General features: G+C 68.6%; 22 protein-coding genes and 1 pseudogene. 16 read left to right on the plus strand and 7 right to left on the minus strand.

Annotated features, from left to right (window positions below):
• Both MSZK_RS32170 and MSZK_RS27395 read right to left on the minus strand, forming a co-directional pair.
• Positions 1 to 294, minus strand: a pseudogene (locus tag MSZK_RS32170) (penicillin-binding protein); the annotation flags it as partial.
• The gene (locus MSZK_RS27395) at positions 287 to 721 is read right to left on the minus strand and encodes a DUF5318 domain-containing protein (RefSeq protein WP_099251683.1); all 435 of its coding nucleotides are present in this window, start codon (positions 719 to 721) and stop codon (positions 287 to 289) included. The pseudogene MSZK_RS32170 and the gene MSZK_RS27395, both read right to left, overlap by 8 nt.
• A 112-nt stretch (positions 722 to 833) precedes the next feature.
• Between MSZK_RS27395 and MSZK_RS27400 the strand changes: the two genes are divergently transcribed.
• The 6 genes from MSZK_RS27400 (at position 834) to MSZK_RS27425 (ending at position 7,524) form a co-directional block, all read left to right on the plus strand.
• Positions 834 to 1,688 carry a DUF1707 domain-containing protein gene (locus tag MSZK_RS27400; protein WP_233211544.1) on the plus strand — a complete coding sequence of 285 codons (855 nt, stop codon included), beginning with the start codon at positions 834 to 836 and terminating at the stop codon, positions 1,686 to 1,688.
• Between the two features lie 140 nt (positions 1,689 to 1,828).
• Positions 1,829 to 2,374 carry a PadR family transcriptional regulator gene (locus tag MSZK_RS27405; protein WP_099251685.1) on the plus strand — a complete coding sequence of 182 codons (546 nt, stop codon included), beginning with the start codon at positions 1,829 to 1,831 and terminating at the stop codon, positions 2,372 to 2,374.
• A 59-nt stretch (positions 2,375 to 2,433) separates the two neighbouring features.
• Entirely contained in the window at positions 2,434 to 3,537 is a 1,104-nt protein-coding gene (locus MSZK_RS27410; protein ID WP_099251686.1) for an inositol-3-phosphate synthase, read from the plus strand.
• A 107-nt stretch (positions 3,538 to 3,644) separates the two neighbouring features.
• Positions 3,645 to 4,574, plus strand: a complete 930-nt coding sequence (locus tag MSZK_RS27415) for an alpha/beta fold hydrolase (protein WP_099251687.1) — start codon at positions 3,645 to 3,647, stop codon at positions 4,572 to 4,574.
• A 75-nt stretch (positions 4,575 to 4,649) separates the two neighbouring features.
• Positions 4,650 to 6,719, plus strand: coding sequence for a PhoX family phosphatase (locus MSZK_RS27420; RefSeq protein WP_099251688.1), 2,070 nt, complete (start codon positions 4,650 to 4,652; stop codon positions 6,717 to 6,719).
• 19 nt (positions 6,720 to 6,738) lie between these two features.
• Positions 6,739 to 7,524: an LLM class F420-dependent oxidoreductase gene (locus MSZK_RS27425; RefSeq protein WP_099251689.1), complete on the plus strand. Its 786-nt coding sequence runs from the start codon at positions 6,739 to 6,741 to the stop codon at positions 7,522 to 7,524.
• A 1-nt stretch (position 7,525) separates the two neighbouring features.
• Here MSZK_RS27425 and MSZK_RS27430 read toward each other — a convergent pair whose 3' ends face one another.
• Positions 7,526 to 8,689 (minus strand): cytochrome P450, encoded by a 1,164-nt coding sequence (locus MSZK_RS27430; RefSeq protein ID WP_099251690.1) that lies wholly within the window; start codon positions 8,687 to 8,689, stop codon positions 7,526 to 7,528.
• Positions 8,690 to 8,882: 193 nt separating this feature from the next.
• Between MSZK_RS27430 and MSZK_RS27435 the strand changes: the two genes are divergently transcribed.
• The 3 genes from MSZK_RS27435 (at position 8,883) to MSZK_RS27445 (ending at position 11,866) form a co-directional block, all read left to right on the plus strand.
• Positions 8,883 to 10,604, plus strand: coding sequence for an ABC transporter substrate-binding protein/permease (locus MSZK_RS27435; RefSeq protein WP_233211547.1), 1,722 nt, complete (start codon positions 8,883 to 8,885; stop codon positions 10,602 to 10,604).
• Positions 10,604 to 11,344, plus strand: a complete 741-nt coding sequence (locus tag MSZK_RS27440) for an amino acid ABC transporter ATP-binding protein (RefSeq protein WP_099251724.1) — start codon at positions 10,604 to 10,606, stop codon at positions 11,342 to 11,344. The genes MSZK_RS27435 and MSZK_RS27440 overlap by 1 nt, the downstream gene beginning before the upstream one ends.
• Positions 11,345 to 11,407: 63 nt before the next feature.
• Positions 11,408 to 11,866: a MarR family winged helix-turn-helix transcriptional regulator gene (locus tag MSZK_RS27445; protein WP_099251692.1), complete on the plus strand. Its 459-nt coding sequence runs from the start codon at positions 11,408 to 11,410 to the stop codon at positions 11,864 to 11,866.
• On the opposite strand, the gene MSZK_RS27450 is transcribed toward MSZK_RS27445, so the two are convergent.
• Positions 11,863 to 13,203 carry an amylo-alpha-1,6-glucosidase gene (locus MSZK_RS27450; protein ID WP_099251693.1) on the minus strand — a complete coding sequence of 447 codons (1,341 nt, stop codon included), beginning with the start codon at positions 13,201 to 13,203 and terminating at the stop codon, positions 11,863 to 11,865. The two genes, MSZK_RS27445 and MSZK_RS27450, sit on opposite strands and share 4 nt — an antisense overlap.
• Before the next feature lie 52 nt (positions 13,204 to 13,255).
• On the opposite strand from MSZK_RS27450, the gene MSZK_RS27455 reads away from it, so the two are divergent.
• Complete coding sequence (locus MSZK_RS27455; protein ID WP_099251694.1) at positions 13,256 to 13,945, plus strand: SDR family oxidoreductase; 690 nt, start codon at positions 13,256 to 13,258, stop codon at positions 13,943 to 13,945.
• Between the two features lie 48 nt (positions 13,946 to 13,993).
• On the opposite strand, the gene leuS is transcribed toward MSZK_RS27455, so the two are convergent.
• Positions 13,994 to 16,867 carry a leucine--tRNA ligase gene (gene leuS / locus MSZK_RS27460; protein ID WP_099251695.1) on the minus strand — a complete coding sequence of 958 codons (2,874 nt, stop codon included), beginning with the start codon at positions 16,865 to 16,867 and terminating at the stop codon, positions 13,994 to 13,996.
• A gap of 254 nt (positions 16,868 to 17,121) precedes the next feature.
• Here leuS and MSZK_RS27465 point away from each other — a divergent pair, with 254 nt between their 5' ends.
• Both MSZK_RS27465 and MSZK_RS27470 read left to right on the plus strand, forming a co-directional pair.
• Positions 17,122 to 18,051 (plus strand): LpqN/LpqT family lipoprotein, encoded by a 930-nt coding sequence (locus MSZK_RS27465; protein ID WP_099251696.1) that lies wholly within the window; start codon positions 17,122 to 17,124, stop codon positions 18,049 to 18,051.
• Between the two features lie 23 nt (positions 18,052 to 18,074).
• The gene (locus tag MSZK_RS27470) at positions 18,075 to 18,413 is read left to right on the plus strand and encodes a hypothetical protein (protein WP_099251697.1); all 339 of its coding nucleotides are present in this window, start codon (positions 18,075 to 18,077) and stop codon (positions 18,411 to 18,413) included.
• A gap of 31 nt (positions 18,414 to 18,444) precedes the next feature.
• On the opposite strand, the gene MSZK_RS27475 is transcribed toward MSZK_RS27470, so the two are convergent.
• Positions 18,445 to 19,059, minus strand: a complete 615-nt coding sequence (locus MSZK_RS27475) for a YqgE/AlgH family protein (protein ID WP_099251725.1) — start codon at positions 19,057 to 19,059, stop codon at positions 18,445 to 18,447.
• 63 nt (positions 19,060 to 19,122) lie between these two features.
• On the opposite strand from MSZK_RS27475, the gene MSZK_RS27480 reads away from it, so the two are divergent.
• The 4 genes from MSZK_RS27480 to MSZK_RS27495 all read left to right on the plus strand — a co-directional run bounded on the left by MSZK_RS27480 (position 19,123) and on the right by MSZK_RS27495 (position 24,383).
• Positions 19,123 to 20,409 (plus strand): MFS transporter, encoded by a 1,287-nt coding sequence (locus MSZK_RS27480; protein ID WP_099251698.1) that lies wholly within the window; start codon positions 19,123 to 19,125, stop codon positions 20,407 to 20,409.
• A 39-nt stretch (positions 20,410 to 20,448) separates the two neighbouring features.
• Complete coding sequence (locus MSZK_RS27485) at positions 20,449 to 21,222, plus strand: TIGR03084 family metal-binding protein (protein ID WP_099251699.1); 774 nt, start codon at positions 20,449 to 20,451, stop codon at positions 21,220 to 21,222.
• Positions 21,223 to 21,351: 129 nt separating this feature from the next.
• Positions 21,352 to 21,918, plus strand: a complete 567-nt coding sequence (locus MSZK_RS27490) for a molybdopterin-dependent oxidoreductase (protein WP_099251700.1) — start codon at positions 21,352 to 21,354, stop codon at positions 21,916 to 21,918.
• On the plus strand, positions 21,918 to 24,383 hold the full coding sequence (locus tag MSZK_RS27495) for a bifunctional diguanylate cyclase/phosphodiesterase (RefSeq protein ID WP_099251701.1): 2,466 nt from the start codon (positions 21,918 to 21,920) through the stop codon (positions 24,381 to 24,383). The genes MSZK_RS27490 and MSZK_RS27495 overlap by 1 nt, the downstream gene beginning before the upstream one ends.
• Here the strand turns inward: MSZK_RS27495 and MSZK_RS27500 are convergent.
• On the minus strand, positions 24,293 to 24,802 hold the full coding sequence (locus tag MSZK_RS27500; RefSeq protein WP_099251702.1) for a pullulanase: 510 nt from the start codon (positions 24,800 to 24,802) through the stop codon (positions 24,293 to 24,295). The two genes, MSZK_RS27495 and MSZK_RS27500, sit on opposite strands and share 91 nt — an antisense overlap.
• Between the last annotated feature and the right edge of the window lie 3 nt (positions 24,803 to 24,805).

Below are 24,805 nucleotides of genomic sequence, written 5' to 3' on the forward strand. Positions count from 1 at the left end.
GCGCGGCGGGGGCGGCGGAAGCTTCGGCGGCGGGGCGCCGTCCAGTGCAGCCTTGACGACGTCGATCGGGTCGCGCAGCGGCACCGTGTCGTCGCGCACCGGCTCGATGATCGAGGTCAGCCGGTCGTCCGGTGGCACCTGGCGGCGAGGCGCGGTGCGGGCCGGGCCCGGCGACTCGGCGCCGGCTACCGGGATCTTGGCCGTCGGCGACTCGGAATGGCGGGACGCATCAGCGGGCCCCGATCCCGAGCGGATGTCCGTGGCAGGCCGGTCGTGACGCCCTTCGCTATTCACTGGCCGTACGCGCGTCGGAACGCGCCGTCTGGGTGCGCCGGCGGCTGCGCGTCCCGTTGGCGGGACGCGGCGCTCCGAGCACGTAGGACTTGACCAAGTGATTCCATTCGCAGGTGCGGCATACCTCCACCACGTGTACCGAGAACTCGTCGAACTTCGTTGCGAGCAGCACCAGCTCCTCGGCGGTGCGCGCCGAGCCTGACACCGCACCCAGATGATCGCCGAACACCCACGACACCAAGGTCAGCGGCTCCTTGCGGCAGATCGGGCACATCACCGAACTGGGCTTGCCGTGAAACTTGGCGGCGCGCAACAGATAGGGGTTGGCGTCGCACACCTCGGTGACACCGGTGCGCCCGGAGTACACCTCGGCCAGCAGGGACCGCCGCCGCAGGGCGTAGTCCACCACCTGTCGCTGCAATCGCACGATGACCAGAGTACGTCGGGGATCTGGACACCGACACGCAACCAAGGTCCGGGTGAGCCGGATTATGTGCCTGGTCTGCGGTCATGGCATGCGAACTCTTACGATCATCGCCGTGGCGACTTCGCAGACGGCCAGCACGCGCGCCAAAGACACCGACCGCAACGACACCTGCCAGATCCTGGACACCGCGCTGTCGGAGGGTCAGCTCTCGATGAGCGAGCACCAGCAGCGGGTGAAAGCGGCGACCACCGCCACCACGCTCGGTGACCTGCGCTCCCTGGTGGGCGATCTGCAAACCGCTAACGCCCCGGTACAGCTGCCCACCCTGAAGAAGCCACGGCTGTCGGCGCCGGGAGCCGGCGGCAGCCTGGGCATCCGGATCGCCATCATGGCGGTGCTGGTCCTGCTCGGCATCGGCATCGGCTGGGGGCTCTACGGCAACACCCCGTCACCGCTGAACTTCACCTCCGACCCGGGCGCCAAGCCCGACGGGGTCGCGCCCGTGGTGCTGACCCCGCCACGCCAGCTGCAGTCACTCGGCGGGCTGACCGGGCTGCTGGAACAGATGAAGAAGAAGTTCGGCGACACCGAGGGCTATCGCCTGGTGATCTACCCCGACTACGCCTCGCTGGACCGGCCCGATCCCGGCGACGAGCGCCGGGCGCTCAACTACAGCTACCGCGGCGGTTGGGGCGATCCGAGCACCTCGCCGGCCAGCAGCGACGCCCAGCTGGTGGACCTGAGCAAGTTCGACGCCAAGGCCGTCGTCGGCGTCCTGCGCGGGGCGCCCGAGACGCTGAACATGAAGCCCGGCGACGTCAAGAGCACCTATCTGATCATCGATCCCAGCCGCGACATCACCGCCCCGGGCACCCTGTCGATCTCGGTCTACGTCTCCAGCGACTTCGGCAGCGGCTACATCCAGCTCTATCCCGACGGCTCGGTCAAGCAGATCAACTACCCGTAGGCCCGGGTCTGCGGCTCCAGCCCGACACTCGGCGGCAATCATCTGGTCGAATGGCGGCCAAGTAGCGGTAAATATATCGCTCCGATACTATTGCCGGAGGTGTCGAAGCGCTGTGACGACTGAGCAAAGGAGGTGACCCGGTGCTGGAACTCGCCATCTTGGGTCTTCTCCTCGAATCCCCCATGCACGGCTACGAGCTGCGCAAGAGACTGACGGGGTTGCTCGGCGCCTTCCGGGCGTTTTCCTACGGCTCGCTGTACCCGGCGTTGCGCCGGATGCAGGCCGACGGCTTGATCGTCGAGGACACCGCACCCGCCGGGACGACGGTGTTGCGTCGCGCGCGCCGGGTGTATCAGCTGACCGATGCCGGTCGTCAGCGGTTCGCCGAACTGGTGGCCGACACCGGTCCGCAGAACTACACCGACGACGGTTTCGGTGTGCACCTGGCGTTCTTCAACCGCACCCCGGCCGAGGCCCGGATGCGCATCCTGGAAGGCCGCCGGCGCCAGGTCGAGGAACGTCGCGAAGGTCTGCGGGAGGCCGTCGCGCGGGCGAGCAATTCGTTCGACCGCTACACGAAACAACTGCATCAGCTGGGCCTGGAGTCCAGCGAGCGGGAAGTCAAGTGGCTCAACGAGCTGATCGCCGCTGAGCGGGTGGCCCAGAGCCATCCAGACCAGGCCTGACGCGGCCGCCGCAGTACCTGAACAGCAGCCAGTAGAAGTACAAGTTAGGAGAACGTCCCATGACGGAGCACAACGGAGCCTCGACAGATGTGCGGGTCGCCATTGTCGGCGTCGGCAACTGCGCGTCCTCATTGGTCCAGGGCGTGCAGTACTACAAGGACGCCGACCCGAACGCCACCGTCCCGGGCCTGATGCACGTCAAGCTCGGCCCCTATCACGTGCGCGACGTCAAGTTCGTCGCCGCGTTCGACGTGGACGCCAAGAAGGTCGGCTTCGACCTGTCCGAGGCGATCTTCGCCTCCGAGAACAACACCATCAAGATCGCCGATGTGCCGCCGACCGACGTCGTCGTGCAGCGCGGCCCGACGCTGGACGGCATCGGCAAGTACTACGCCGACACCATCGAGCTCTCCGACGAGCAGCCCGTCGACGTGGTCAAGATCCTCAAGGACAACAAGGTCGACGTGCTGGTGTCCTACCTGCCGGTGGGCTCCGACGAGGCCGACAAGTTCTACGCGCAGTGCGCGATCGACGCCAAGGTCGCGTTCGTCAACGCACTGCCGGTGTTCATCGCCTCCGACCCCGTGTGGGCCAAGAAATTCGAAGACGCCGGTGTGCCGATCGTCGGCGACGACATCAAGAGCCAGGTCGGCGCGACCATCACCCACCGCGTGATGGCCAAGCTGTTCGAGGACCGCGGTGTCACGCTGGACCGCACCTACCAGCTGAACGTCGGCGGCAACATGGACTTCAAGAACATGCTCGAGCGCGAGCGCCTGGAGTCCAAGAAGGTGTCCAAGACTCAGGCCGTGACGTCCAACCTGACCGGCTCGCTGGCCGGCAAGGTCGAGGACAAGAACGTGCACATCGGCCCGTCCGATCACGTCGCGTGGCTCGACGACCGCAAGTGGGCCTACGTCCGGCTCGAGGGCCGCGCCTTCGGCGACGTGCCGCTCAACCTCGAGTACAAGCTCGAGGTGTGGGACTCGCCGAACTCGGCGGGCATCATCATCGACGCCGTCCGGGCGGCGAAGATCGCCAAGGACCGCGGTATCGGCGGCCCGATCATCCCGGCCTCGGCCTACCTGATGAAGAGCCCACCCAAGCAGCTGGCCGACGACATCGCCCGCGCCGAGCTCGAGCAGTTCATCGCCGGAGAGTAGGAGCGCTAGCGACCCGGGAATCACCCGGGGAGTAATCCTCCGCACCGACAGTGCGGTCAGATCCGGATGGGACCTCCCATCGCGATCTGACCGCACTGTCGCGTTAGATGACTCCTGTGATCTCCGATGACGAGCTGATCCGCCTCGACGACGAATTCGCACTCCTGCCCGAGAACGCCGAACAGGCCGGGGTCAGCGGCGCGCTGCCGCCGGTGACACGAATCGAGTCCGGCCCGATCAGCGCCCTGAAGTGGGGAGCCGAGCCGCCGCAGGTGGTGTTCCTGCACGGGGGTGGGCAGAACGCACACACCTGGGACACCGTCATCCTCGGCCTGGGAGTTCCGGCGCTGGCCATCGACCTGCCCGGTCACGGGCGCTCGGCATGGCGGGAGGACGGCGACTACGGCCCCCGGCTGAACGCCGAAACACTTCTGCCCGTCCTGCGCGAGTGGGCGCCCAACCCGCGACTGGTGGTGGGGATGTCGCTGGGCGGGCTGACCGCGCTGCGCATCGCGACCGTCGAGCCGGCGCTGGTTCCCGAACTGGTGCTGGTCGACGTGACCCCCTCTGCGCCCGAACGCCACGAGCAGATGAGCCAGGCCCAGCTGGGGGCGGTCGCCCTGGTCCAGGGTGAGCGCACCTTCCCCAGTTTTGCCGCGATGCTGGACGTCACCATCGCCGCATCGCCCACTCGGAGCCGAGAGTCGCTGCGTCGCGGCGTCTTTCACAACTCGAAGCAGCGCGACGACGGCACCTGGACCTGGCGCTACGACTCGTTCCGCAAGGGCGCGGAGTCCGGCACGGGATTGCCCGCGTCGTTCGCCGGTCTGTGGGATGACGTCCCGTCGATCACCATGCCCACCACGCTGGTTCGCGGGGCCAACTCGTTCTTCGTCAACGACCAGGACGCCGACGAATTCGCCCGCAACGCACCGGGTTTCCAGCGCGTCATCGTGGTGCCCGACTCCGGTCACTCGGTGCAGGGCGACCAGCCACGCGCCCTGATCGCGATCCTGCAAGAGGTACTCGGCGGCTGAGCAGTTCTCCCGTTGTTCACCAGCTGATTCCCAGCAGCTTCACAGCTGATTGCCGGGCTGCCATATTTTCGGCCCATGCCTCTGGTGCCACTGAATCTATTGATCAACCACGACGGGCGCTCGGCACGCCAGCGGGTCACCTGCCGCTACCGATGCGGTGACGCCTGCGCGCACCCCGCGCCCAACGAGAGCGACAACGCATACTTCGGTGACCTTGTGCGCGAAGCGGTATCGCGGCGCTCAGCGCTCAAGGCGGCCGGTGTGGCGGTGCTCGCCGTCGGCGCCGGTTCGGCCCTGGCCGCCTGTGGCAGCGACACCAAGCCCGCAGCGTCGTCCACGGCGGCTACACCGGCCGCTGCGCCCGCCGGGATGAACTTCACCGCAGTGGCGCCCAATATCGAAGATGCCGTCGTGATCCCGCCGGGTTACCAGCAGGCGGTGGTGATCAGCTGGGGCGATCCGGTGGTGCCCGGCGCGCCCGCCTTCGACGTCACCAAACAGAACGCCGCGGCCCAACGTCAGCAGTTCGGCTTCAACAACGATTTCGCCGGCCTGCTGCCCATCGACGGCGCACCGAACCGCTACCTACTGGTGGTCAACCACGAGTACACCACCGAGCGATTCATGTTCCCCGGCTACGACGAAAAGCATCCCACCCGTGAGCAATTCGACACCGCGGTGGCCGCGCACGGGTTGACGGTCGTCGAAGTCGAACGTAGTGCCACCGGGCTCACCCCGGTGCTCGGCCCCTACAACCGACGGTTGACCGCCGACTCCCCGTTCACCCTCGTCGGACCGGCCGCCGGCAGTGAGTTCGTCAAGACCGCCGCCGACCCCGCCGGTCGGACCGTCAGCGGCACCCTCAACAACTGCTCGGGCGGCGTCACACCATGGGGCACGGTGCTGTCCGGGGAGGAGAACTTCAACTCCTACTTCGGCGCCGCGGACGGGGCGCAGGCCCCCACCCCCATCGACGCCGACCGCTGGAAGCGCTACGGCATCAAAATCAAGCCAAGCGAACGGCTTTGGGAGACCTTCGACCCTCGGTTCGACCCCACCAAAACGCCCAACGAGGTCAACCGATTCGGCTACGTCGTGGAACTCAACCCGTGGGATCCGCAGTCGGCGCCGGTCAAGCACACCGCGATGGGGCGGTTCAAGCACGAGGCCGCCAACGTCTACGTCACCCCCGACGGAACGGTGGTGGCCTACAGCGGCGACGACGAGCGCTTCGACTACATGTACAAGTTCGTGTCCGCGAAGAAGATTCAGCCTGGTCGCGATTCGGCGGCGATGGCGCACAACATGACCATTCTCGACGAGGGCACCCTCTACGTCGCCAAGCTGTCGACCGACATCCCAGCCGGCCAGATCGACGGCTCCGGCAAGCTGCCGGCCGAAGGAGCCTTCCGTGGCTCGGGGACCTGGCTGCCGCTGCTGCGCACGGGACCCGACGGAGCGGCAGAGTCGATGGTCGACGGGATGACGCCGCAAGAGGTCGCGGTGTTCACCCGATTCGCCGCCGACAAGGCCGGTGCCACCAAGATGGACCGGCCCGAAGATTTCGAGGCCAACCCGCGCACCGGCAAGCTCTACGTCGCGCTGACCAACAACAATGAGCGCGGCGCCCAGGGTAAGCCCGCCGCCGACGCGGCGAACCCGCGCAACGACAACAAGAACGGACAGGTCCTCGAGATCACCGACGATCACGCCGGCACCACGTTCACCTGGGATCTGCTCCTGGTCTGCGGGGACCCCGCCGCCGCCGACACCTACTACGGCGGCTTCGACAAGTCCAAGGTCAGCCCGATCTCGTGCCCGGACAACCTGGCCTTCGACAAGCACGGCAACCTATGGATCGCCACTGACGGCAACGCCTTGGACTCCAACGACGGCCTGTTCGCCGTCGCGCTCGACGGGCCGCAGCGCGGTGAAACCCGCCAGTTCCTGACCGTGCCGATCGGCGCGGAGACCTGCGGGCCGATCGTGCTCGACGACCTCGTCACGGTCTCGGTGCAGCACCCCGGCGAGCACGACGACAACAGCATCGACGACCCGCTGTCGCACTGGCCGGCCGGTGGCAACGGCACCGCCCGCCCGTCGATCGTGGCGGTGTGGAAACCCGACGGGAATATCGGGGTGTAGCGATACGTACGGTTGGACTGTGACCTATCCCATCCGCATCGGCGTACAACTGCAGCCGCAGCATTCCACCGATTACCACCAGATCCGCGACGCGGTGCGCCGCTGCGAGGACATCGGCGTGGACGTGGCCTTCAACTGGGACCACTTCTTCCCGCTCTACGGCGACCCCGACGGCGCACACTTCGAATGCTGGACCATGCTCGGCGCGTGGGCCGAGCAGACCTCCCGCATCCAGATCGGCGCTCTGGTCTCGTGTAACTCCTACCGCAATCCGGAGTTGTTGGCCGACATGGCCCGCACCGTGGACCACATCTCGGACGGCCGGCTGATCCTGGGCATCGGGTCGGGCTGGAAGCAGAAGGACTACGACGAGTACGGCTACGACTTCGGCACCGTGGGCAGCCGCCTCGATGACCTCGCCGAGGCTCTGCCGCGCATCAAATCCCGTCTGGCCAAACTGAATCCGGCTCCGACGCGGGACATCCCGATCCTGATCGGCGGCCAGGGCGAGCGCAAGACCCTGCGCCTGGTCGCCGAGCACGGCGACATCTGGCACGGCTTCACCAACGCCGAAACCTACCCCGGCAAGGCGCAGGTGCTCGACCGCCACTGCTCGGACGTCGGGCGCGACCCGGGTGCGATCGAGCGGTCCTCGGGCGTTGAGGGTCGCGACCGCGACACCATCGTCGCCAACGCCGAGGCGCTGGCCGGGCTCGGCGTGACCCTGCTGACGGTCGGCTGCGACGGGCCCGACTACGACCTCGGCCCGGCCGAGGCGCTGATCGCCTGGCGCGACAACCGCTGACCTAGCAGGGATCGAACTCCAGCGGCAGGGACTCCAGGCCGAAGGTTCCGGCGGGCCACAGCACGGTGGCTTCGCCGGCCTGCCGGTAGTCCGGGATGCGGGCATGGAACTCCTCGACCGTCAGCCGAAGTTCGCGGCGCGCCAGGTGCGAACCCAGGCACCGGTGGATGCCGCCGCCGAAGCCGAGGTGGGTGGGCTTGGCACTCAAGTCCATCGTGTGGGCGTTCTCGCCTTCCCGGTTGGCGGTGAACAGCATCAGCATCACCTGCGAGTTGGCCGGGATGTGCACGCCCTCGACCTCGACGTCGGCTGTGGTGACGCGCGGGACTCCGGGCACCGGGCCTTCCAGCCGCAACATTTCTTCGACGAACGGTGCGATCAGCGCGGGGTTGTCGATCAGCCGGTGGCGCAGCGCCGGATCGTTGGCCAGGGTGTGCAACGAGAAACCGATGGCGCCGGTGACGGTGTCCAGGCCGGCCAGGATGATCAGGAAGCACAGGCCCAGAATCTCGGCGTCGGTCCAGGCGTTGTCGCCGTCGAGGGCCAGGATGTTGCTGAGCATGTCGTCACCGCGCCGACTGCGCTTGATCTCCAGCTGCTCGGCCAGGAACCCGAAAAGCCCGATACTGCAGTCGATCACCGACTGAGGCTGGTCGGTGCCCAGGGACGCGATGTCGGCGCCCTTGATGATGCCGGTCACCCACTCCAGGAACGTGGGCAGATGTTCGGGGGGTAGGCCGAACAACGTCAGGATCGCCTGGGTGGGGAACTTGTAGGACAGGTCCGCCACGACGTCGCAGCGCCCGAGCGGGGCGAACGCGTCGATGTGCCCGCGCAACTGGGCGCGCAGGTCGGCGTCCATCGCCTCCATGCGCTTGGGTCCGAACATCGGGTCGAGGATCCGCCGATAGTCCGCATGCTTGGGCGGATCGATCGCGATCGGGATCATCTGAATCGCATTGGCGATCCCGTCGAACGCTTTGGCCGACGAGAACAGCTCGGGATGTTTCTGGGCGTAACGCACGCCTTCGTAACTGGTGATCAGCCAGATCGAGCCGACCCGGTACACCGGGCCCGGCCGCTGCAGATGCTCCACGGCGGCAGTGCGCCCGAGCTGCACTGGCGTGTCCGCGTAATAGCTGTCGGGCAGTTCGATCGTCGTCATGCCCGGAGCGTAACGAGACTGTCAGTCTTGTTTGTGGCGATTCGCCGAGATCAGCCCGGCCGGACTTGGACTCCGTCTGATCGCAAGGCGTGCCCGGGGTGGCCTCGGCAGTACCTTGCTAATGGTGACCTCTGATTCGCGGCGGCAACCTCGCGCGGGCATCCGGCTGGCGGCGCTGCTGGCGGTCCTGCTGATGATCGCCGGTCTGATCGCCGCCGCACCCGCCGGCGCCGACCAGTGCGCACCGCCCGGCGTCGGGTCGGCCAGTGCGCTGCCCACCAATCTGGCGGCCGCCGCCAAGGGCTCCGACGAGGACAAATACACCACCGCGAGCACCGAACCGCTGAGTGCGGTCAATCGCGACGCGCTGGGCCTGATCACCCCGGGCACGCTGACCGTCGGCACGCTCTCGGATGCGCCGCCGAGCATCTGCATCAACGCGGCGGGCCAGTTCACCGGATTCGACAACGAACTGCTGCGCGCGATCGCCGACAAACTCGGGCTGAAGATCACCTTCGTGGGCACCGAGTTCTCCGGCCTGCTCGCCCAGGTCGCAGCCCGGCGCTTCGACGTCGGATCGTCGTCGATCACCACCACCGACGCGCGGCGCCGGACCGTCGACTTCACCAACGGCTACGACTTCGGCTACTTCTCACTGGTCGTGCCGTCCGGTTCGGCGCTCACCGGGTTCGACAAACTCGGACCCGGCCAGCGCATCGGGGTGGTCCAGGGCACCGTGCAGGAGGCGTACGTCGTCGACACGCTGCACCTGCAGCCGGTGAAATTCCCCGACTACAACACCGTCTACGCCAGCCTCAAGACTCGCCAGATCGACGCATGGGTCGCGCCGTCCCAGCAGGCGGTCGGCACCGTCAAGCCCGGTGATCCGGCGCAGATCGTCGAAAACACCTTCAGCTTGGACAATTTCGTCGCCTACGCGGTAGCCGCCGAGAACAAACCCCTGATCGACGCTTTGAATGCCGGCCTGGACGCCGTGATCGCCGACGGCACCTGGTCACGGCTGTACTCCGACTGGGTGCCGCGAGCGCTGCCGCCCGGCTGGAAGCCGGGCTCCAAGGCCGCGCCCGTCCCGCAGCTGCCGGACTTCGCCGCGATCGCCGCCGCGCACGAAAAGCCCGCCGCCGCAGCGGCGGCACCGAAGTCGGTGCTGACCCAGCTGCGGGACTCGTTCCTGGACTGGGATCTGTACAAGCAGGCCATTCCCGACCTGCTGACCACCGGGCTACCCAACACGCTGGTGCTGACGGTCAGCGCCGCGGTCATCGGGCTGGTGCTCGGGATGGGCCTGGCCGTGGCCGGGATCTCCCGCTCGCGCTGGCTGCGCTGGCCGGCCCGGGTGTACACCGACATCTTCCGCGGGCTGCCGGAAGTGGTGATCATCCTGCTGATCGGGCTGGGCGTCGGGCCGGTGGTCGGTCAGCTCACCGGCAACGACCCCTACCCCCTGGGCATCGCGGCGCTCGGGCTGATGGCCGCGGCCTACATCGGCGAGATCTTCCGCTCCGGCATCCAGAGTGTGGACCCCGGGCAGATGGAGGCCTCCCGAGCGCTGGGGTTCAGTTACACCTCGTCGATGCGGTTGGTGATCGTCCCGCAGGGTGTGCGACGGGTGCTGCCGGCGCTGGTGAACCAGTTCATCTCACTGCTGAAAGCCTCGTCGCTGGTGTACTTCCTGGGTCTGGTGGCCAGCCAGCGGGAGCTGTTCCAGGTGGGCCGCGATCTCAACGCGCAGACCGGCAACCTGTCGCCGTTGGTGGCCGCCGGACTGTTCTACCTGTTGCTGACGATTCCGCTGACGCACCTGGTGAACTACATCGACGCCCGGCTGCGCCGCGGGCGAAAGCCGGCCGACGACGACCCGCTGGAGCCTGCCCTGAGTCAGGAGATGGTGTGATGGCCGCCCATTTCGAGCCGGTTTCCCTGGCGGCCAACGACATCCATCTCACTCTCGGCGGCAGTGCCGTCCTGCGCGGCGTCAGCCTGGAGGTTCCGGCCGGCAGCACGTCCGCGGTCATCGGCCCCTCTGGCTCGGGCAAGTCGACGCTGCTGCGCACGTTGAACCGACTCTACGAACCCGATCGCGGCGACATCCTGCTCGACGGCCGCTCGGTGCTGCGCGACGACCCCGACCAGTTGCGCCAGCGCATCGGCATGGTCTTCCAGCAGTTCAACCTCTTTCCGCATCGCAGCGTGGTCGACAACGTCGCGCTCGCGCCCCGCAAGCTCAAGCGGTTGTCGGCGGAGGAGTCCACCGAACTGGCTCTGACCCAACTCGAGCGGGTCGGGCTGCGGCACAAGGCCGACGCACGACCGGCCACCCTGTCCGGCGGCCAGCAGCAGCGGGTGGCCATCGCCCGGGCGTTGGCGATGGCGCCGCAGGTGATGTTCTTCGACGAGGCCACTTCCGCGCTGGATCCCGAACTGGTCAAGGGGATCCTGGCGCTGATCGCCGAGCTGGGCTCCGACGGGATGACGATGGTGGTGGTCACCCATGAGATGGGCTTCGCCCGTTCGACCGCGGATTCGGTGGTGTTCATGGACCACGGCCAGGTGATCGAATCCGGTCCACCGGAGAAGATCTTCACCGCCGCCGGCACCGATCGGCTGCAGCGGTTCCTGTCCCAGGTTTTGTGACCGCGCGCCCGAAAACCGCATATCTCGCGGTTGACAGGCACCGACAGGTTAGACTAGCGAACTATGATTGAGGCCGAGCCGCAGGTCACCGACCTGTCTGCTGACCTGCAACGGGTCCTGTCGAAGCTGTTCTCGGTCTTACGCCGCGGCGACACCAAAGCCACCAACGCCGGCGCCGACCTCACCCTGGCGCAGCTGTCGATCCTGCTCACCCTGCTCGACCAAGGTCCGATCCGGATGACCGAGCTGGCCGCACGCGAGCGGGTGCGCACCCCGACCACCACCGTGGCGATCCGCAGGCTGGAGAAACTCGGTCTGGTCAAGCGCTCGCGCGACCCGTCGGACCTGCGGGCCGTTCTGGTCGAGGTCACCCCGCAGGGGCTGGTCCAGCACCGCGAAGCGCTCGCGGTGCGCCGGGCCAACCTGGCGGCGCTGCTGTCGAAGCTGACCGACGAAGAGCGCGCAACGCTCGCCACCGCACTGCGGCCACTGGAACGGCTGGCCGAGCAGGCCGAAAGCTAGCCCAGCCAGTCGAGCACCGCGGCCGCGGTCCAGGACTGCTGCATACTGCCCAGCGGCTCACCGGTGAACGGTTCGTAGTACTCCGCGAACGTGCCGTCGCTGGCCTGCCGCAAGCCCTCCTGGCGAATCAGCAGTGAGCGTTCCGACCATCCGCGGCGCGCGAACGCCCAAGAGAACAACCACGTCAGCACCGGCCACACCGGGCCGCGCCAGTACTCGCGGGGCCGAAAGTCCTTGGAAACCGGTGACGTCGACGGGATCACCGCGTACTTCAGATCCGGATGCCCGCAGAACCGCGGCCCTTCCAGGATCCGCAGCAACGCACGTTCCCGGTCGTGCGGGAGCCCGCCACACAGCAGCGGGGCGAACTGCGCGGCGGTCTCCGTCGCAATCCACTTGTCCGCTTTGACATCGAAATCCTTTGCCGCGCCGGTTCTTCCGTCCGTCGTCTCGACCACTCCGGCGCGGAACCGGTCCGCCCAGGAATACAAGTCGCGCACGTCGGCATGTGGTCGCTTGTAGTCTTCGCCGATGTTGGCCAGCACATCGCAAGCCACCGAGAAGATCGCCGAGACAAAGACGTCCTCGACGGCGAAGCTCATCACCTTCGGCAGCAGATCGTCGTCGTAGCGAACCGATTTCATCTCCTCGAGCAGCCACAGATAGCGGTCGTACTCGGAGTCGGACGGACGCTGGCTGGCGTCGGTGACGATGTGATTGTCCTCGCGCTGATACTCCGGGATGACACCGGGAATCACGTTGGCGTAGGCCGAATCCCAGCGCGGAGAGTTGTCCATCCCGGACTCCCAGCCGTGATACAGCGTGACACGGCCGTGCTCGTCTTGGTCGCGGGCTTCGGCCAGCCAGCGATGCCAGCGCACCAGATCGGCCCACCGTCGATCCAGGAACGCCTCGGCCACCGCCCGGGTCGAGCGGCCCCTGGTGCGGGCGCGATCCAGGATGCGCTGCACGGCGATCGCGTGCACCGGCGGCTGGGTAATCCCCGAGGTGTGCCGGGTGCGCGGGGCGTTGGCCGCCAGTGCCGAGGTCGCCCAGCGCGCCGGACCCGGGAAGTACCCGTCGACGCCGTTGGCGAACACGATGTGCGGGATCATCCCGTTGGCCCACTGCGCCGAGAGCAAGGTGTCGAGCTCGACGACGGCCCGCTCCACGCTCAGCGGCGCCAGGCCGACGGCGACGAACGCGGCATCCCAGCTCCACATGTGCGGATACAGCAGCGGGGCCGCCGAGGTCATCACACCCAGGTCGTTGCCGCGCAGGAGGTAGGCCGCGCGGGCCGCCAGCTGCGTCGGGCCGAAACTCGGGTCGAATGCCACGCGTTCATTGTGCGATGCGCGGGTGGGAATCGCAGGTCGGTAGGGTTGGGGCATGCCGAGCGAGCGCGATCCGGGTACCAGGACCGCACTGATCACCGGGGCGGGCGGCGGGATCGGATCGGCGATCGCGCAGGCACTGGCGCCCACCCACACCCTGCTGCTGGCGGGCCGGCCGTCCCCTCGGCTGGACGCCGTCGCCGCCCGGCTCGGGGCGACCACCTGGCCGCTGGACCTCACCGACCAGGACGGCATCGAGGCGGCCGCCGAGCCCCTGGCCGAGCTCGACGTGCTGGTCCACAACGCCGGGGTGGCCTACCCGGGACACTTCGCCGAGTCGACGCCGGAACAGTGGCGGGCCTGCTTCGAGGTGAACGTGACCGGCGCCGTCGCCCTGACCCTGGCGCTGCTCCCGGCACTGCGGGCCGCCGGCGGGCACGTCGTCTTCATCAACTCCGGCGCCGGGCTGAACGCATCGCCCGGGCTGGCGGCCTATTCAGCGAGCAAGTTCGCGCAACGGGCGTTCGCCGACTCGTTGCGCGCCGACGAACCCAGCCTGCGGGTCACCAGCGTGCACCCCGGCCGGGTCGACACCGAGATGCAGCAGGACCTGGTCGCCTACGAAGGCGGCGAGTACGACCCGGCCAAGTACCTCAAGGCCGAGACGGTCGCGCGGATCGTCGCCGAGGTGGTCGCCACCCCGCCCGACGCCCACACCCACCAAATCGTGGTCCGGCCCCGGTGATTTGGGCGCGGAAACGTTCGCTCCGCGAACGAAAACGCGCCGAAATCGCTAGACGACCAGGTTGACCAGCCGGCCCGGCACCACGATGACCTTCTTCGGGGTGGCGCCGGCCAGGAACGCCTGCACCTTCTCGTCGGCCAGCGCGCTGGCTTCCAGGCTGGCCTTGTCCGCATCGGCGGCCACCGTGATGTGCCCGCGCACCTTGCCGTTGACCTGCACCGGGTACTCGACGGTGTCGGTCACCAGATACTGCGGATCGGCAGTGGGGAACGGGCCGTGCGCCAACGACTTCTCGTGGCCCAGGCGCTTCCAGAGCTCCTCGGCCAGGTGCGGGGACAGCGGCGCCACCATCAACACCAGCGGTTCCAGCGCCGCGCGGGCGGTGACGCCCTCCTTGGTGAGATGGTTGGTGTACTCGATGAGCTTGGCCGCGGCGGTGTTGTTGCGCAGTCCCGCGTAGTCGTCCGACACCCCGGCGATGGTGCGGTGCAGCAGCCGCACGGTGTCCTCGTCGAGTGCCTCGTGCTCGGAAACCCTTGTCTCACCCGAGGACTCGTCGACCACAAGCCGCCACACCCGTTGCAGGAAGCGGTGGGCGCCGACCACGTCCTTGGTCGCCCACGGCCGCGACGCCTCCAGTGGGCCCATCGACATCTCGTACACCCGCAGCGTGTCGGCGCCGTAGCTGTCGCAGATCTCGTCCGGCGAGATCGAGTTCTTCAGGCTCTTGCCGATCTTGCCGAACTCCTGGAAAACCTCGATCTCACCGTCGGGACCGGGCAGGAAGAACCCGCCGTCGCGCTCGACCACGTCGGCGGCCGGCACGTAGGCGCCGCGCGAATCGGTGTAGGCGAACGCCTGGATGTAGCCCTGGTTCACCAGGCGGCGGTACGGCTCCCGCGAGGAGACGTAGCCCAGGTCGAAGAGCACCTTGTGCCAGAACCGCGAGTACAGCAGATGCAGTACCGCATGCTCGACGCCGCCGACATAGAGATCGACCCCGCCGGGATCGGCCGGGCCGTGCTCGGCCGGGCGCGGACCCATCCAGTACGCCTCGTTCTCCTTAGCGCAGAACTGTTCTGAGTTGTGCGGATCGGCATAGCGCAGCTCGTACCACGAGCTGCCCGCCCACTGCGGCATCACGTTGGTGTCGCGGGTGTAGGGCCGCAGGCCGTCACCCAGGTCCAACTCGACGTGCACCCAATCGGTGGCCTTGTTCAGCGGCGGAGACGGTTCGCTGTCCGCGTCGTCGGGATCGAACATCACCGGCGAGTAGTCGGCGATGTCGGGCAACTCCACCGGCAGCGCCGCCTCCGGCAGCGGATGGGCCCGGCCGTCGGCGTCGTAGACGATCGGGAAGGGCTCACCCCAGTACCGCTGCCGCGCGAAAAGCCAGTCCCGGAGCTTGTATTCGACTCGGGCACGGCCTCGCCCGTCGGCCTCCAACCGCTCGGTGATCGCCTTTTTCGCGTCGGCGACGGTCAGGCCGTCGAGGTACTGCGAGTTCACCAGGGCGCCGTCGCCGACGTAGGCCGCCTCCGCGACGTCGCCGCCGGCGATCACCTCCACGATCGGCAGTCCGAACGCGGTGGCGAACTCCCAGTCCCGCTGATCGTGCCCGGGGACGGCCATGATCGCGCCGGTGCCGTACCCGGCCAGCACGTAGTCGGCGATGAAGATCGGAACCTGCTGTCCGTTGGCTGGATTGGTCGCGTAGCTGCCGAGGAACACGCCCGTCTTGGTCTTGTTCTCCTGCCGTTCCAGGTCAGACTTCGCGGCGATCGAACGCCGGTAGTCGGCGACCGCCTCGGCCGGAGTCGCGGCACCGGAAGTCCACCGTGCGTCCACATCGTCGGGCCAGTGGGCGGCGGTCACGGTGTCGACCAGGTCATGTTCGGGAGCCAACACCAGGTAGGTCGCACCGAACAGGGTGTCGGGGCGGGTGGTGAAGACCTCGATGTCGGTGCCGCCGACGGCGAACAGGGCCGAGGCGCCGGTAGAGCGGCCGATCCAGTTGCGCTGCATGGCCTTGACCTTGTCCGGCCAGTCCAGCACGTCGAGGTCCTCGAGCAACCGGTCGGAGTAGGCGGTGATGCGCATCATCCACTGCCGCAACCGCTTCCGGAAAACCGGGAAGTTACCCCGCTCGCTGCGACCCTCGGAGGTGACCTCCTCGTTGGCCAGCACCGTGCCCAGCCCTGGGCACCAGTTCACCAGCGAATCGGACAGATAGACCAGCCGGTGGCTGTCGATCACATCGGCCCGCTCCCCCGCCGACAACGCAGACCAGCTCCGGCCGTCGTCGAGAGTGCGCGCACCACTGGCGAATTCGGCCGCCAATTCGGCGATGGGCCGGGCCTTGTTCTGCTCGGTGTCGAACCAGGCGTTGTAGATCTGCAGGAAGATCCACTGCGTCCACTTGTAGAAGTCGACGTCGGTGGTGGAGAAGCTGCGCCGCTGATCGTGCCCGAGCCCCAGCCGGCCGAGCTGACGCCGGAAGTTGACGATATTGGCTTCGGTGCGGATGCGCGGATGGGTGCCGGTCTGGATCGCGTACTGCTCGGCGGGCAGCCCGAAGGCGTCGAAACCCAACGCGTGCAACACATTGCGTCCGGTCATCCGGAAATAGCGGGCGTAGACGTCGGTGGCGATGTAGCCCAGGGGGTGTCCGACGTGCAGACCCTCGCCTGAGGGGTAGGGGAACATGTCCTGGACGAACATCTTGTCGGCGGGCACGGCCGTCCCGTCGGCAGGTGCCAGCGAGCCGACCGGGTTGGGCACGTTGAAGGTGCCCCACGTCTGCCAGTGGTCCTGCCAGTCCCGCTCGATGCGCCCGGCCAGCTCGGCGGTGTAGCGGTGCCTCGGCACGTCGGTATCGGGGCCGTCGGGTCCCGCAGGGACGGCGGTCGGCGATTCGGTCACGCCACACAGGGTATAAGGGCCGCTCGAGGCGCTGCCCACCGCTTTCCGGCGGGCTGTGACGGCAGAGTCCAACAGCTCGGTGTGTGAGCCGGATCCCAGCCGGGACTACGACCCGGTATCGGTTGCATTGCAGTGCGGTCGACGGTTGGTTCCAGCTGTGTTCCAGCCCTATCCGCCGCCTTCGTCCTGCCGATACAGTCGGCCCCTGACCACGGGTCTCACCAGGCCCGACCGTGCCGAGAAGGACAGCTGCGATGATCACGATTACCCGTAATTGGCGGGTGGTAATTGGTGGTGTGGCCGCGGGTACGGCCGCCGTCCTCGGGCTCAACGGCGCCAGCGCGTCGGCCGAGCCCGTCCTTCCCCTGCCCCCGACTCCGGTCACCGTCACCCAGACCGTCACCGTCGCCCCCGACGCCGCGGTCGCCAATGCCGCCCCGGCCGCCGCCCCCGCTGCCGGACAGGTCGTCACGCCGGCCGCCGGACAGGTCGCCGCGCTGCCGACCGCGGCCCCGGTGGCCGCGCCCGAAACCCTGGTGCCTGCGGCATCGGGCACGCTGGCCGAGTACTTCAAGGACAAAGGCGTGGCGATGGAGCCGCAGAAGGCGGCCGGCTTCACCGCGCTGAACCTGGTGCTTCCCATGCCGCGCGGCTGGAGTGTGGTGCCCGACCCCAACGTCCCCGACGCGTTCACCGTGCTGGCCGACCGGCTCGGCGGCGACGGGTTGTACACCTCCAACGCCCAGCTGAAGGTCTACAAACTGGTCGGCGAGTTCGACCCGAAGGAAGCCATCACCCACGGCTATCTGGACAGCCAGCAGCTGTTCAACTGGCAGGCCACCGATGCGTCGATGGCGGACTTCGGTGGCTTCCCGTCGTCGATCATCGAGGGCACCTACCGCGAGAACGACATGACGCTCAACACGTCACGCCGCCACGTCATCGTCCCGTCCGGAACCGACCACTACCTGGTCTCGCTGTTCGTCACCACCGCCGCCAACCAGGTGGTGGCCACCGCCGACGCAACCGACGCGATCGTCAACGGCTTCCGGGTCACCTCACCGACCGCCACCCCGGCTCCGGCCGCCGCACCCGCGCCGGCACCGGCCGCCGCCGCACCCCTGACCGACGCGTCGGCGCCCGCCGCCGTGCCGCTGCCCGCGGTGCCCGTTCCGCAGCACTGAACCCGGCCTCGTATTCTGGCCCCATGTTCGTCGCCGGTGTGGTGTGCCTGGGAATGGCCGTCCTGATCGGTGGTTCGGGCGGGTGGGCGCTGACCCGGCCGCCCGCCACCGACGTCACCGGTCAGGTGCTGCGTGCGGTAGCCCCGACCCAGCTGGCCGCCGCCGTGATGCTGGCGGCGGGCGGAGCAGCCGCCCTGGCGGCACCGCCTCGCATCGCGCTTGTGGTTCTGATCGTCTGCGTGCTCGGTGCGGTGGGGACCGTGGCGGCCGGCTCCTGGCAGGGCGCCCGCTACGCCGCGCGCCGCGAAGCCGAGGCCAACTGCGCGGGCAGCTGTGCCAGTTGCACGCTGTCCTGCAAGTGAGCTTCGCCGATCATGGTGCCGCAGAAGCAGATCAGTTCCGACTGACGTCGATGGGGTGGGTCGCCAGCAGCGACAGCGGCAACGGCTGGCGCCGCAACACCCGCGCCCACAGATCCACTCGCTGTTCCACCAGCACATCAGAAGGCAACGCGGACAACACAATCCAGTCGTCGCGCTCGATCTCGCCCTCCAGCTGACCGATGGTCCAACCCGAATAGCCGGCGAAGATCCGCACGCCCTCGACCGCCGGGGCGATCAGATCGGGGTCGGCGTCCAGGTCGACCATCACCATCCGGCCCGCGACGTGGCGCAGCCCCGGTAAGCCCTGCGGATCGGTACCCACCCGCAGCGTGCCCAGGCACAGTGCGGCGTCCCGCTTCACCGGGCCGCCGATGAACATCGTCTTGGGCTTGGCGGCCAGTTTGGCCCACTGCGGCAACACGTTGTACACGGCGGTCTCGCTGGGCCGGTTGAGCACCACACCCAGCGTGCCGCCGTCGTTGTGCTCGACGACGTAGATCACGCTGCGCCGAAACGTCGGCTCCAGCAGGTCGGTGTTGGCCAGCAGTAGCGTGCCGGGGCGCACCCGGTTCGCCGCGGGTGCGACGAAATCTTCGGGGTCTTCCGACTGAGCCACGTCCACCATCATGGCATCACAGCGGTGTTGCTGCGGTAACGGGCGCGTGTGGATATTTGTACTGTTGGTCGGATGGCCGACAGCCGCGCATCCGGTTCGCTATGGCGTTCGGTGCGCAGCCTGCCCGAGTTTTGGCGTCTGCTGGAGCTGCGAACGGCCAGCCAGTTCGGTGACGGCCTGTTCCAGGCCGGGCTGGCCGGTGGCCTGCTGTTCAATCCGGAGCGGGCGGCCAGCCCGTGGGCGGTGGCCGGCGCCTTCGCCGTGCTGTTCCTGCCGTATTCGATCGTCGGTCCGTTCGCGGGCGCACTGCTCGACCGCTGGGATCGCCGCGCGGTGCTGGTCGCGGCCAACCTGGCCCGGCTGGTGCTGGTGACCGGGGTGGCGGTGCTGCTGGCTCTGGGTGCCAGCGACCTCACCGTGCTGTGCGGGGCGCTGATCGTCAACGGGTTCAGCCGATTTGTCACATCCGGGATGTCGGCCGCGTTGCCACACGTCGTTCCACGCGAGCGCGTCGTCACGATGAACTCGGTGGCCACCGCGACCGGTGCCACCGCCACCTTCCTCGGCGCGAACTTCATGCTGCTGCCGCGCTGGCTCTTCGGCTCCGGCGACACCGGCGCGGCCACCATCATGGTGCTGGTGGCGGTCCCGGTCGCGGTCGCGTTCGTGCTGTCGATGCGCTTTCCCCGGCATGTGCTCGGCCCCGATGACACCGCGCGCGCCGTGCACGGCTCGGTGCTCTACGCGGTGACCACCGGCTGGCTCTACGGCGCCCGCACGGTGTTGACCACCCCGACCGTCGCGGCCACCCTGTCCGGGCTGGCCAGCCACCGCATGGTCTTCGGCATCAACACCTTGCTGGTGCTGGTGATCGTGCGGCACAGCGGCACGGCGGCCGTCGGTGGGCTGGGCATCGCCGTGGTGTTCGTGGCCGCGACCGGCGGCGGTGCCTTCCTGGCCAACGTCGCGACCCCGATGGCGATCAAACGCTGGGGCCGGTATGCGACCGCCAACGGCGCACTGCTGTGCGCGGCGATCATCCAGCTGGCCGGCGCCACCCTGCAGCTGGTGGTGATGATCCTGTGCGGGTTCTTCCTGGGGCTGGCCGGCCAGATGGTGAAACTCTGCGCCGACACCGCCATGCAGATCGACGTCGACGATGCGCTGCGCGGGCACGTCTTCGCCGTGCAGGACTCGGTGTTCTGGGTGTCCTTCATCGGCGCGACCATGCTGGCGGCTCTGGTGATCCCCGCCGACGGCCACTCCCCCGCGCTGGCGCTGGCCGGCTCGGTGATTTATCTGGGCGGCCTGGCGCTGCACGCGTCTTTTCAGCGATTTCGGCGCGAAAACCGCCGCTAGACGAACGAAAACGCGCCGAAATCGCTCTAGATTCGGGGCATGACTGCCGCAGACCCGATCGTCGACGACCTGCGCGACGAAAGTGCCGCCCTCGACGCGCTGGTCGCGCCGCTCGATCCCGCGGCCTGGGCACAGCCCACGCCGGCACCCGGCTGGAGCATCGCCCACCAGATCGCCCACCTGCTGTGGACCGACCGGGTGGCCTGGCTGTCGATCGCCGACGAGGCGGCCTTCGCCGACCAGCTGACCGCGGCGGCGGCCGACCCACTGGGCTTCGTCGACAAGGCGGCCGCGGAGTTGGCGCTCACCCCGCCCGATCAGCTACTGGCCCAGTGGCGCCAGACCCGCGACCAGTTGCACACCGCCCTACGCGGCGTGCCCGAGGGCCGCAAGCTGGCATGGTTCGGACCGCCGATGAGCGCGGCCTCGATGGCGACCGCGCGGTTGATGGAGACCTGGGCGCACGGCCTTGACGTGGCCGACGCCCTCGGCGTCCCGGTCGCACCGTCGGACCGGCTGCGCTCGATCGCCCATCTCGGTGTGCGCACCCGCGACTTCGCGTTCAGCGTGCACGAGCTCACCCCGCCCGCCGACCCGTTCCGCGTCGAGCTGACCGCCCCCGACGGCAGCCTGTGGACATGGGGGCCCGAGGACGCTGCGCAGCGGGTCACCGGTTCGGCACTGGATTTTTGCAGCCTGGTCACCCAGCGCCGCCCGCGCGCCGCGCTGGACGTGGTCGCCGAAGGTGTCGACGCCGCGCGGTGGCTTGATATCGCTCAAGCTTTCGCCGGACCACCAGGTACAGGTAGATGACGCACCCCATGATAGTCGCATAGCTATACTTGCTTATTTGCTGCTTGTAACGGCACGCGCTCGTTGAGCCGGACAAATGCAATGTCGTGAACGCGGAAATCCGTTGCCCGGAGCAGTATCATCCCGGTCATGCGTACCCGTTTGCTGGCCGTGTTCACGGCAACGACGGTGAGCATTCTGGTGCCGGTGTCCTGCGCCACCAGCGCCGGCCACGAGGACACCCACCAGCCCGCACCGACCACCAACGCCTACGGCGCCGGCCCCATCGACCCGCCGGCGCCGGGCCAACCCGTCCTCACCGTCAGTGGCGGTAGCACCCCGCTGTCGCTGACGCTCGATCAGCTCGACGCCCTTGGCCACACGACCATCACGATCGACGAGCCGTTCGTGAAACGACGCGAAACCTACAGCGGCGTCCCCCTGGCCACCGTGCTCGCCAAGGCCGGCATCCCCGCCACCGCGACCATCGACACCCTGGCCATCAACGACTACCACTACATCAGCACCGCCAAGCCGATGATCGAGTCGAACGGCCTGATCGCCACCGCCCGCGACGGCGCGCCGATCCCCTACGACCAAGGCGGCCCGATCCGGATCGTGTTCCCCGACGACGCCGCGCTCTCCTCGGTTCTCGACGCCTGGAACTGGAGTCTGACCTCCATCACCGTCACACCGGCCGGCGGCCCGGGCTCGTGATGACCGACCCTTGGCTGAGCTCACCCGGACCGCGGCTCACCCTCAACCGCGGTCAGCAGATCGTGGCGGCCGTGCTGGTGCTCCTGCTCATCACCCTGGTGGTGGTCGGTTTCCAGTCGTCGGCGCAGCAGCGCGCACACAGCCACCACACCGCGCGCAGCGAGACGATGACCACCAACACGTTCTTCACCGTGCGCGACTCGCTCACCTACGTCGAGCGAGCCCAGGAGTACCTGCTCGGGGTGCTGCCGCGGCGTGACGTCCAGCTCGCCCGCGCGATGGTGGCCCAGCGCCTGCGCGTCGTCGCCGCCGACGGTTCGACCGCGGCCGACGCCACCACCCCCGAATACCGCAGCGCCCTCGCCGGGCTGGACAGCGCGGTCGCCGCGGCGCCGCCCGGTGTCCTGCCGCCCGATCAGCGCGACCGCTGGGCCGCGCTGATCCTGCCCCGCGCCGACGCCCTGTCCGACTCCACGCATGCGCTGGCCGCGGGCAATCCGACCGGCCGCAACCGCATCGATCACCTCGCCGAAGAAAGCCTGATGCGTGATCGAGTGGTGCAGCTGGCCATGCTGATCACCGCGCTGGTCCTGGCCGCAGCCCTGGTGTGGTGGGTCGCCACCAACGTGGTTCGCCAATACCGCAGCGCCCGAAGAGCATTCGACGACGAGCGAGAGACGCTGCGGGAAACCGAATTTCGCCTCGACCGGGTCTCGGCGCTGGAACGCGGACAGGCGCGCATCCTGGAACGGATCGCCACCGCAGACCCGGTGTCGTCGGTCCTGCGCCAGATCGTCCAGCTGGCCGCCGACGTGTCCGGTGCCGAGGCGGTGCACATCGCCATGGGACCGCGGTCGGTGATCTACCCGGTCGGGGCCGACGTGTCGGCGACACCGGCGTGGACCGGCACCATCACCGCCACCACCGAGCCCGCGGGCAGGCTGGAGGTGTTCGGCGATCCGGAAGCCCTCGACGACCTGGCCCACACCGCGCTGGTGCGCTGCCGCGATCTGGCGGCGCTGGCCGTCGAACGCGACGCCTCGGCCCGGCGGCTGTCCTACCAGGCGACCCATGACGCGCTCACCGGGCTGGCCAACCGCGGCCTGCTGCTCACCCGGTTGTCGCAGAACCTGGTCTCGGCGCGCCGACGCGGCACCCCGCTGGCTCTGCTGTTCTGCGACCTGGACCGGTTCAAGATGGTCAACGACTCGATCGGCCACGCCGGCGGCGACCAACTGCTCATCGAAGCCGCGCGGCGGCTCTCGGTCACCGTCCGCGCCACCGACACGGTGGCCCGCCTCGGTGGCGACGAATTCGTCGTGCTCTGTCCGGAACTGCCCGACCGGGCCCACGCCGTCAGGCTGGCCGAGCGGATCCGCGCGACGCTCGGCGCCCCGTACACCATCGACGGCAAAGAGGCCTTCGTCGACGCCAGCATCGGGATCACCTTCGCCGACGAATCCACGGTGTCGGGTGCCGAACTGATGCGCGAGGCCGACGTTGCCATGTACCGGGCCAAGCTCACCGACGGCAGCCACATCAACGTCTTCGACTCGCACCTGGAAGCCGAGGTCGCCCAACGGCTCGACCTGGACACCGCGCTGCGGCACGCGGTGGAACGCGACCAGCTGCGCCTGCGCGCCCAGCCGATCGTCGAGCTCGACACCGGCGTGGTCACCGGGTTCGAGGTGCTGCTGCAATGGCACCGGCCCGGTCTTCCGGTGCTGCATCCCGGCGCGTTCATCCCGCTGGCCGAGGACAACGGCATGATCGTCGAGATCGGGCGCTGGGTGCTGCGCGAAACCATCGAAATGCTGGCCCGCTGGCGCGCCGACGGCCTGGCCCGCGACCTGACCATGTCGGTGAACGTCTCACCGCGGCAGGTCCGGGAGCCCGGCTTCGCCGAGGAGGTGCTGCGTCTGCTCGACACCTCCGGACTGCCGCCCGAATCGCTGATCATCGAACTCACCGAGCACGCCCTCGTGGATTTACGGGTCGCCCATCCGACCCTGGCCAGGCTGCGCGACGCCGGGGTGAGCGTGTCCCTCGACGACTTCGGGACGGGCTATTCGTCGCTGACCCAGTTGCGCACCCTGCCGGTCGACCAGATCAAGCTCGACCGGTCCTTCGCCGCCGCGCTCGACGACGGCGACGCCAAGCAGCGGGCCGTGGTGCAGTCGGTGGTGTCACTGGCCAGCGCGCTGTCCCTCGACCTGGTCGTGGAAGGCATCGAGACGGTCGCCGAACGCGACACCCTGCTGGATCTCGGGGCCCGCACCGGGCAGGGGTTCCTCTACCACCAGCCGCTGCCGTGGGACGCCGCACGCGAGCTGCTCGTCTCCGGCGGGGTGTGCGTGGCCACTCCCTGCGCCGATCACACCGCTGCCGCGTCGTCGGCAGCACCGTCGCCGTCGGCATCCACCAGCGCCAGATCCCAGCTGCCGTCACCGTCGGTGTCGACGTAGCCGCCGCCGATCCCGCCGCCGGGGCCGGCCAGCAGCGCCCGGTCGGCCAACCCGTCCCGGTCGACGTCGAGTAACCGGTCCGGCCTCCCGTCGCCGTCGACATCGGCCGGCCCGTCCGCGGTGTGCTCGGCACCGTCGAGACCCAGCCAGCGCAACGGGCCGGGCGGACCCGCCGGAGTCAGCGCCCAGGTGCCGGTGCCGTCGTCGGTGTAGAGCCGCCCGGGACCGCCGTCGACGTCGAGCGCGGCGTGGTCGGCCAGCCCGTCGTCGTCGAAGTCGCTCAGCGCGTCATCGAAGAGGCCGTCCCCGTCGAGGTCGAGGCGCACCCCGTCGAGATCGCCGTCACCGTCGACATCCACCCCGGGGTGGCCGCTGAACATCGCCGCCATCCCATCTCCGGAGCCCAGGCAATAGTCCATACC

The organism is Mycobacterium sp. shizuoka-1 (genome assembly GCF_002723835.1).
GTDB lineage: Bacteria > Actinomycetota > Actinomycetes > Mycobacteriales > Mycobacteriaceae > Mycobacterium.

Bases quoted from the DNA above. Each gene is read 5' to 3' on its own strand.
- MSZK_RS27440 (WP_099251724.1), top strand. From the start codon at position 10,604: ATGGCCGCCCATTTCGAGCCGGTTTCCCTGGCGGCCAACGACATCCAT.
- MSZK_RS27420 (WP_099251688.1), top strand. From the start codon at position 4,650: ATGCCTCTGGTGCCACTGAATCTATTGATCAACCACGACGGGCGCTCG.
- MSZK_RS27470 (WP_099251697.1), top strand. From the start codon at position 18,075: ATGTTCGTCGCCGGTGTGGTGTGCCTGGGAATGGCCGTCCTGATCGGT.
- MSZK_RS27445 (WP_099251692.1), top strand. From the start codon at position 11,408: ATGATTGAGGCCGAGCCGCAGGTCACCGACCTGTCTGCTGACCTGCAA.
- MSZK_RS27430 (WP_099251690.1), bottom strand. From the start codon at position 8,689: ATGACGACGATCGAACTGCCCGACAGCTATTACGCGGACACGCCAGTG.
- MSZK_RS27455 (WP_099251694.1), top strand. From the start codon at position 13,256: ATGCCGAGCGAGCGCGATCCGGGTACCAGGACCGCACTGATCACCGGG.
- MSZK_RS27485 (WP_099251699.1), top strand. From the start codon at position 20,449: ATGACTGCCGCAGACCCGATCGTCGACGACCTGCGCGACGAAAGTGCC.
- MSZK_RS27475 (WP_099251725.1), bottom strand. From the start codon at position 19,059: ATGGTGGACGTGGCTCAGTCGGAAGACCCCGAAGATTTCGTCGCACCC.
- MSZK_RS27415 (WP_099251687.1), top strand. From the start codon at position 3,645: ATGACTCCTGTGATCTCCGATGACGAGCTGATCCGCCTCGACGACGAA.
- MSZK_RS27465 (WP_099251696.1), top strand. From the start codon at position 17,122: ATGATCACGATTACCCGTAATTGGCGGGTGGTAATTGGTGGTGTGGCC.
- MSZK_RS27410 (WP_099251686.1), top strand. From the start codon at position 2,434: ATGACGGAGCACAACGGAGCCTCGACAGATGTGCGGGTCGCCATTGTC.
- MSZK_RS27435 (WP_233211547.1), top strand. From the start codon at position 8,883: ATGATCGCCGGTCTGATCGCCGCCGCACCCGCCGGCGCCGACCAGTGC.
- MSZK_RS27480 (WP_099251698.1), top strand. From the start codon at position 19,123: ATGGCCGACAGCCGCGCATCCGGTTCGCTATGGCGTTCGGTGCGCAGC.
- MSZK_RS27490 (WP_099251700.1), top strand. From the start codon at position 21,352: ATGCGTACCCGTTTGCTGGCCGTGTTCACGGCAACGACGGTGAGCATT.
- MSZK_RS27495 (WP_099251701.1), top strand. From the start codon at position 21,918: ATGACCGACCCTTGGCTGAGCTCACCCGGACCGCGGCTCACCCTCAAC.
- MSZK_RS27500 (WP_099251702.1), bottom strand. From the start codon at position 24,802: ATGGACTATTGCCTGGGCTCCGGAGATGGGATGGCGGCGATGTTCAGC.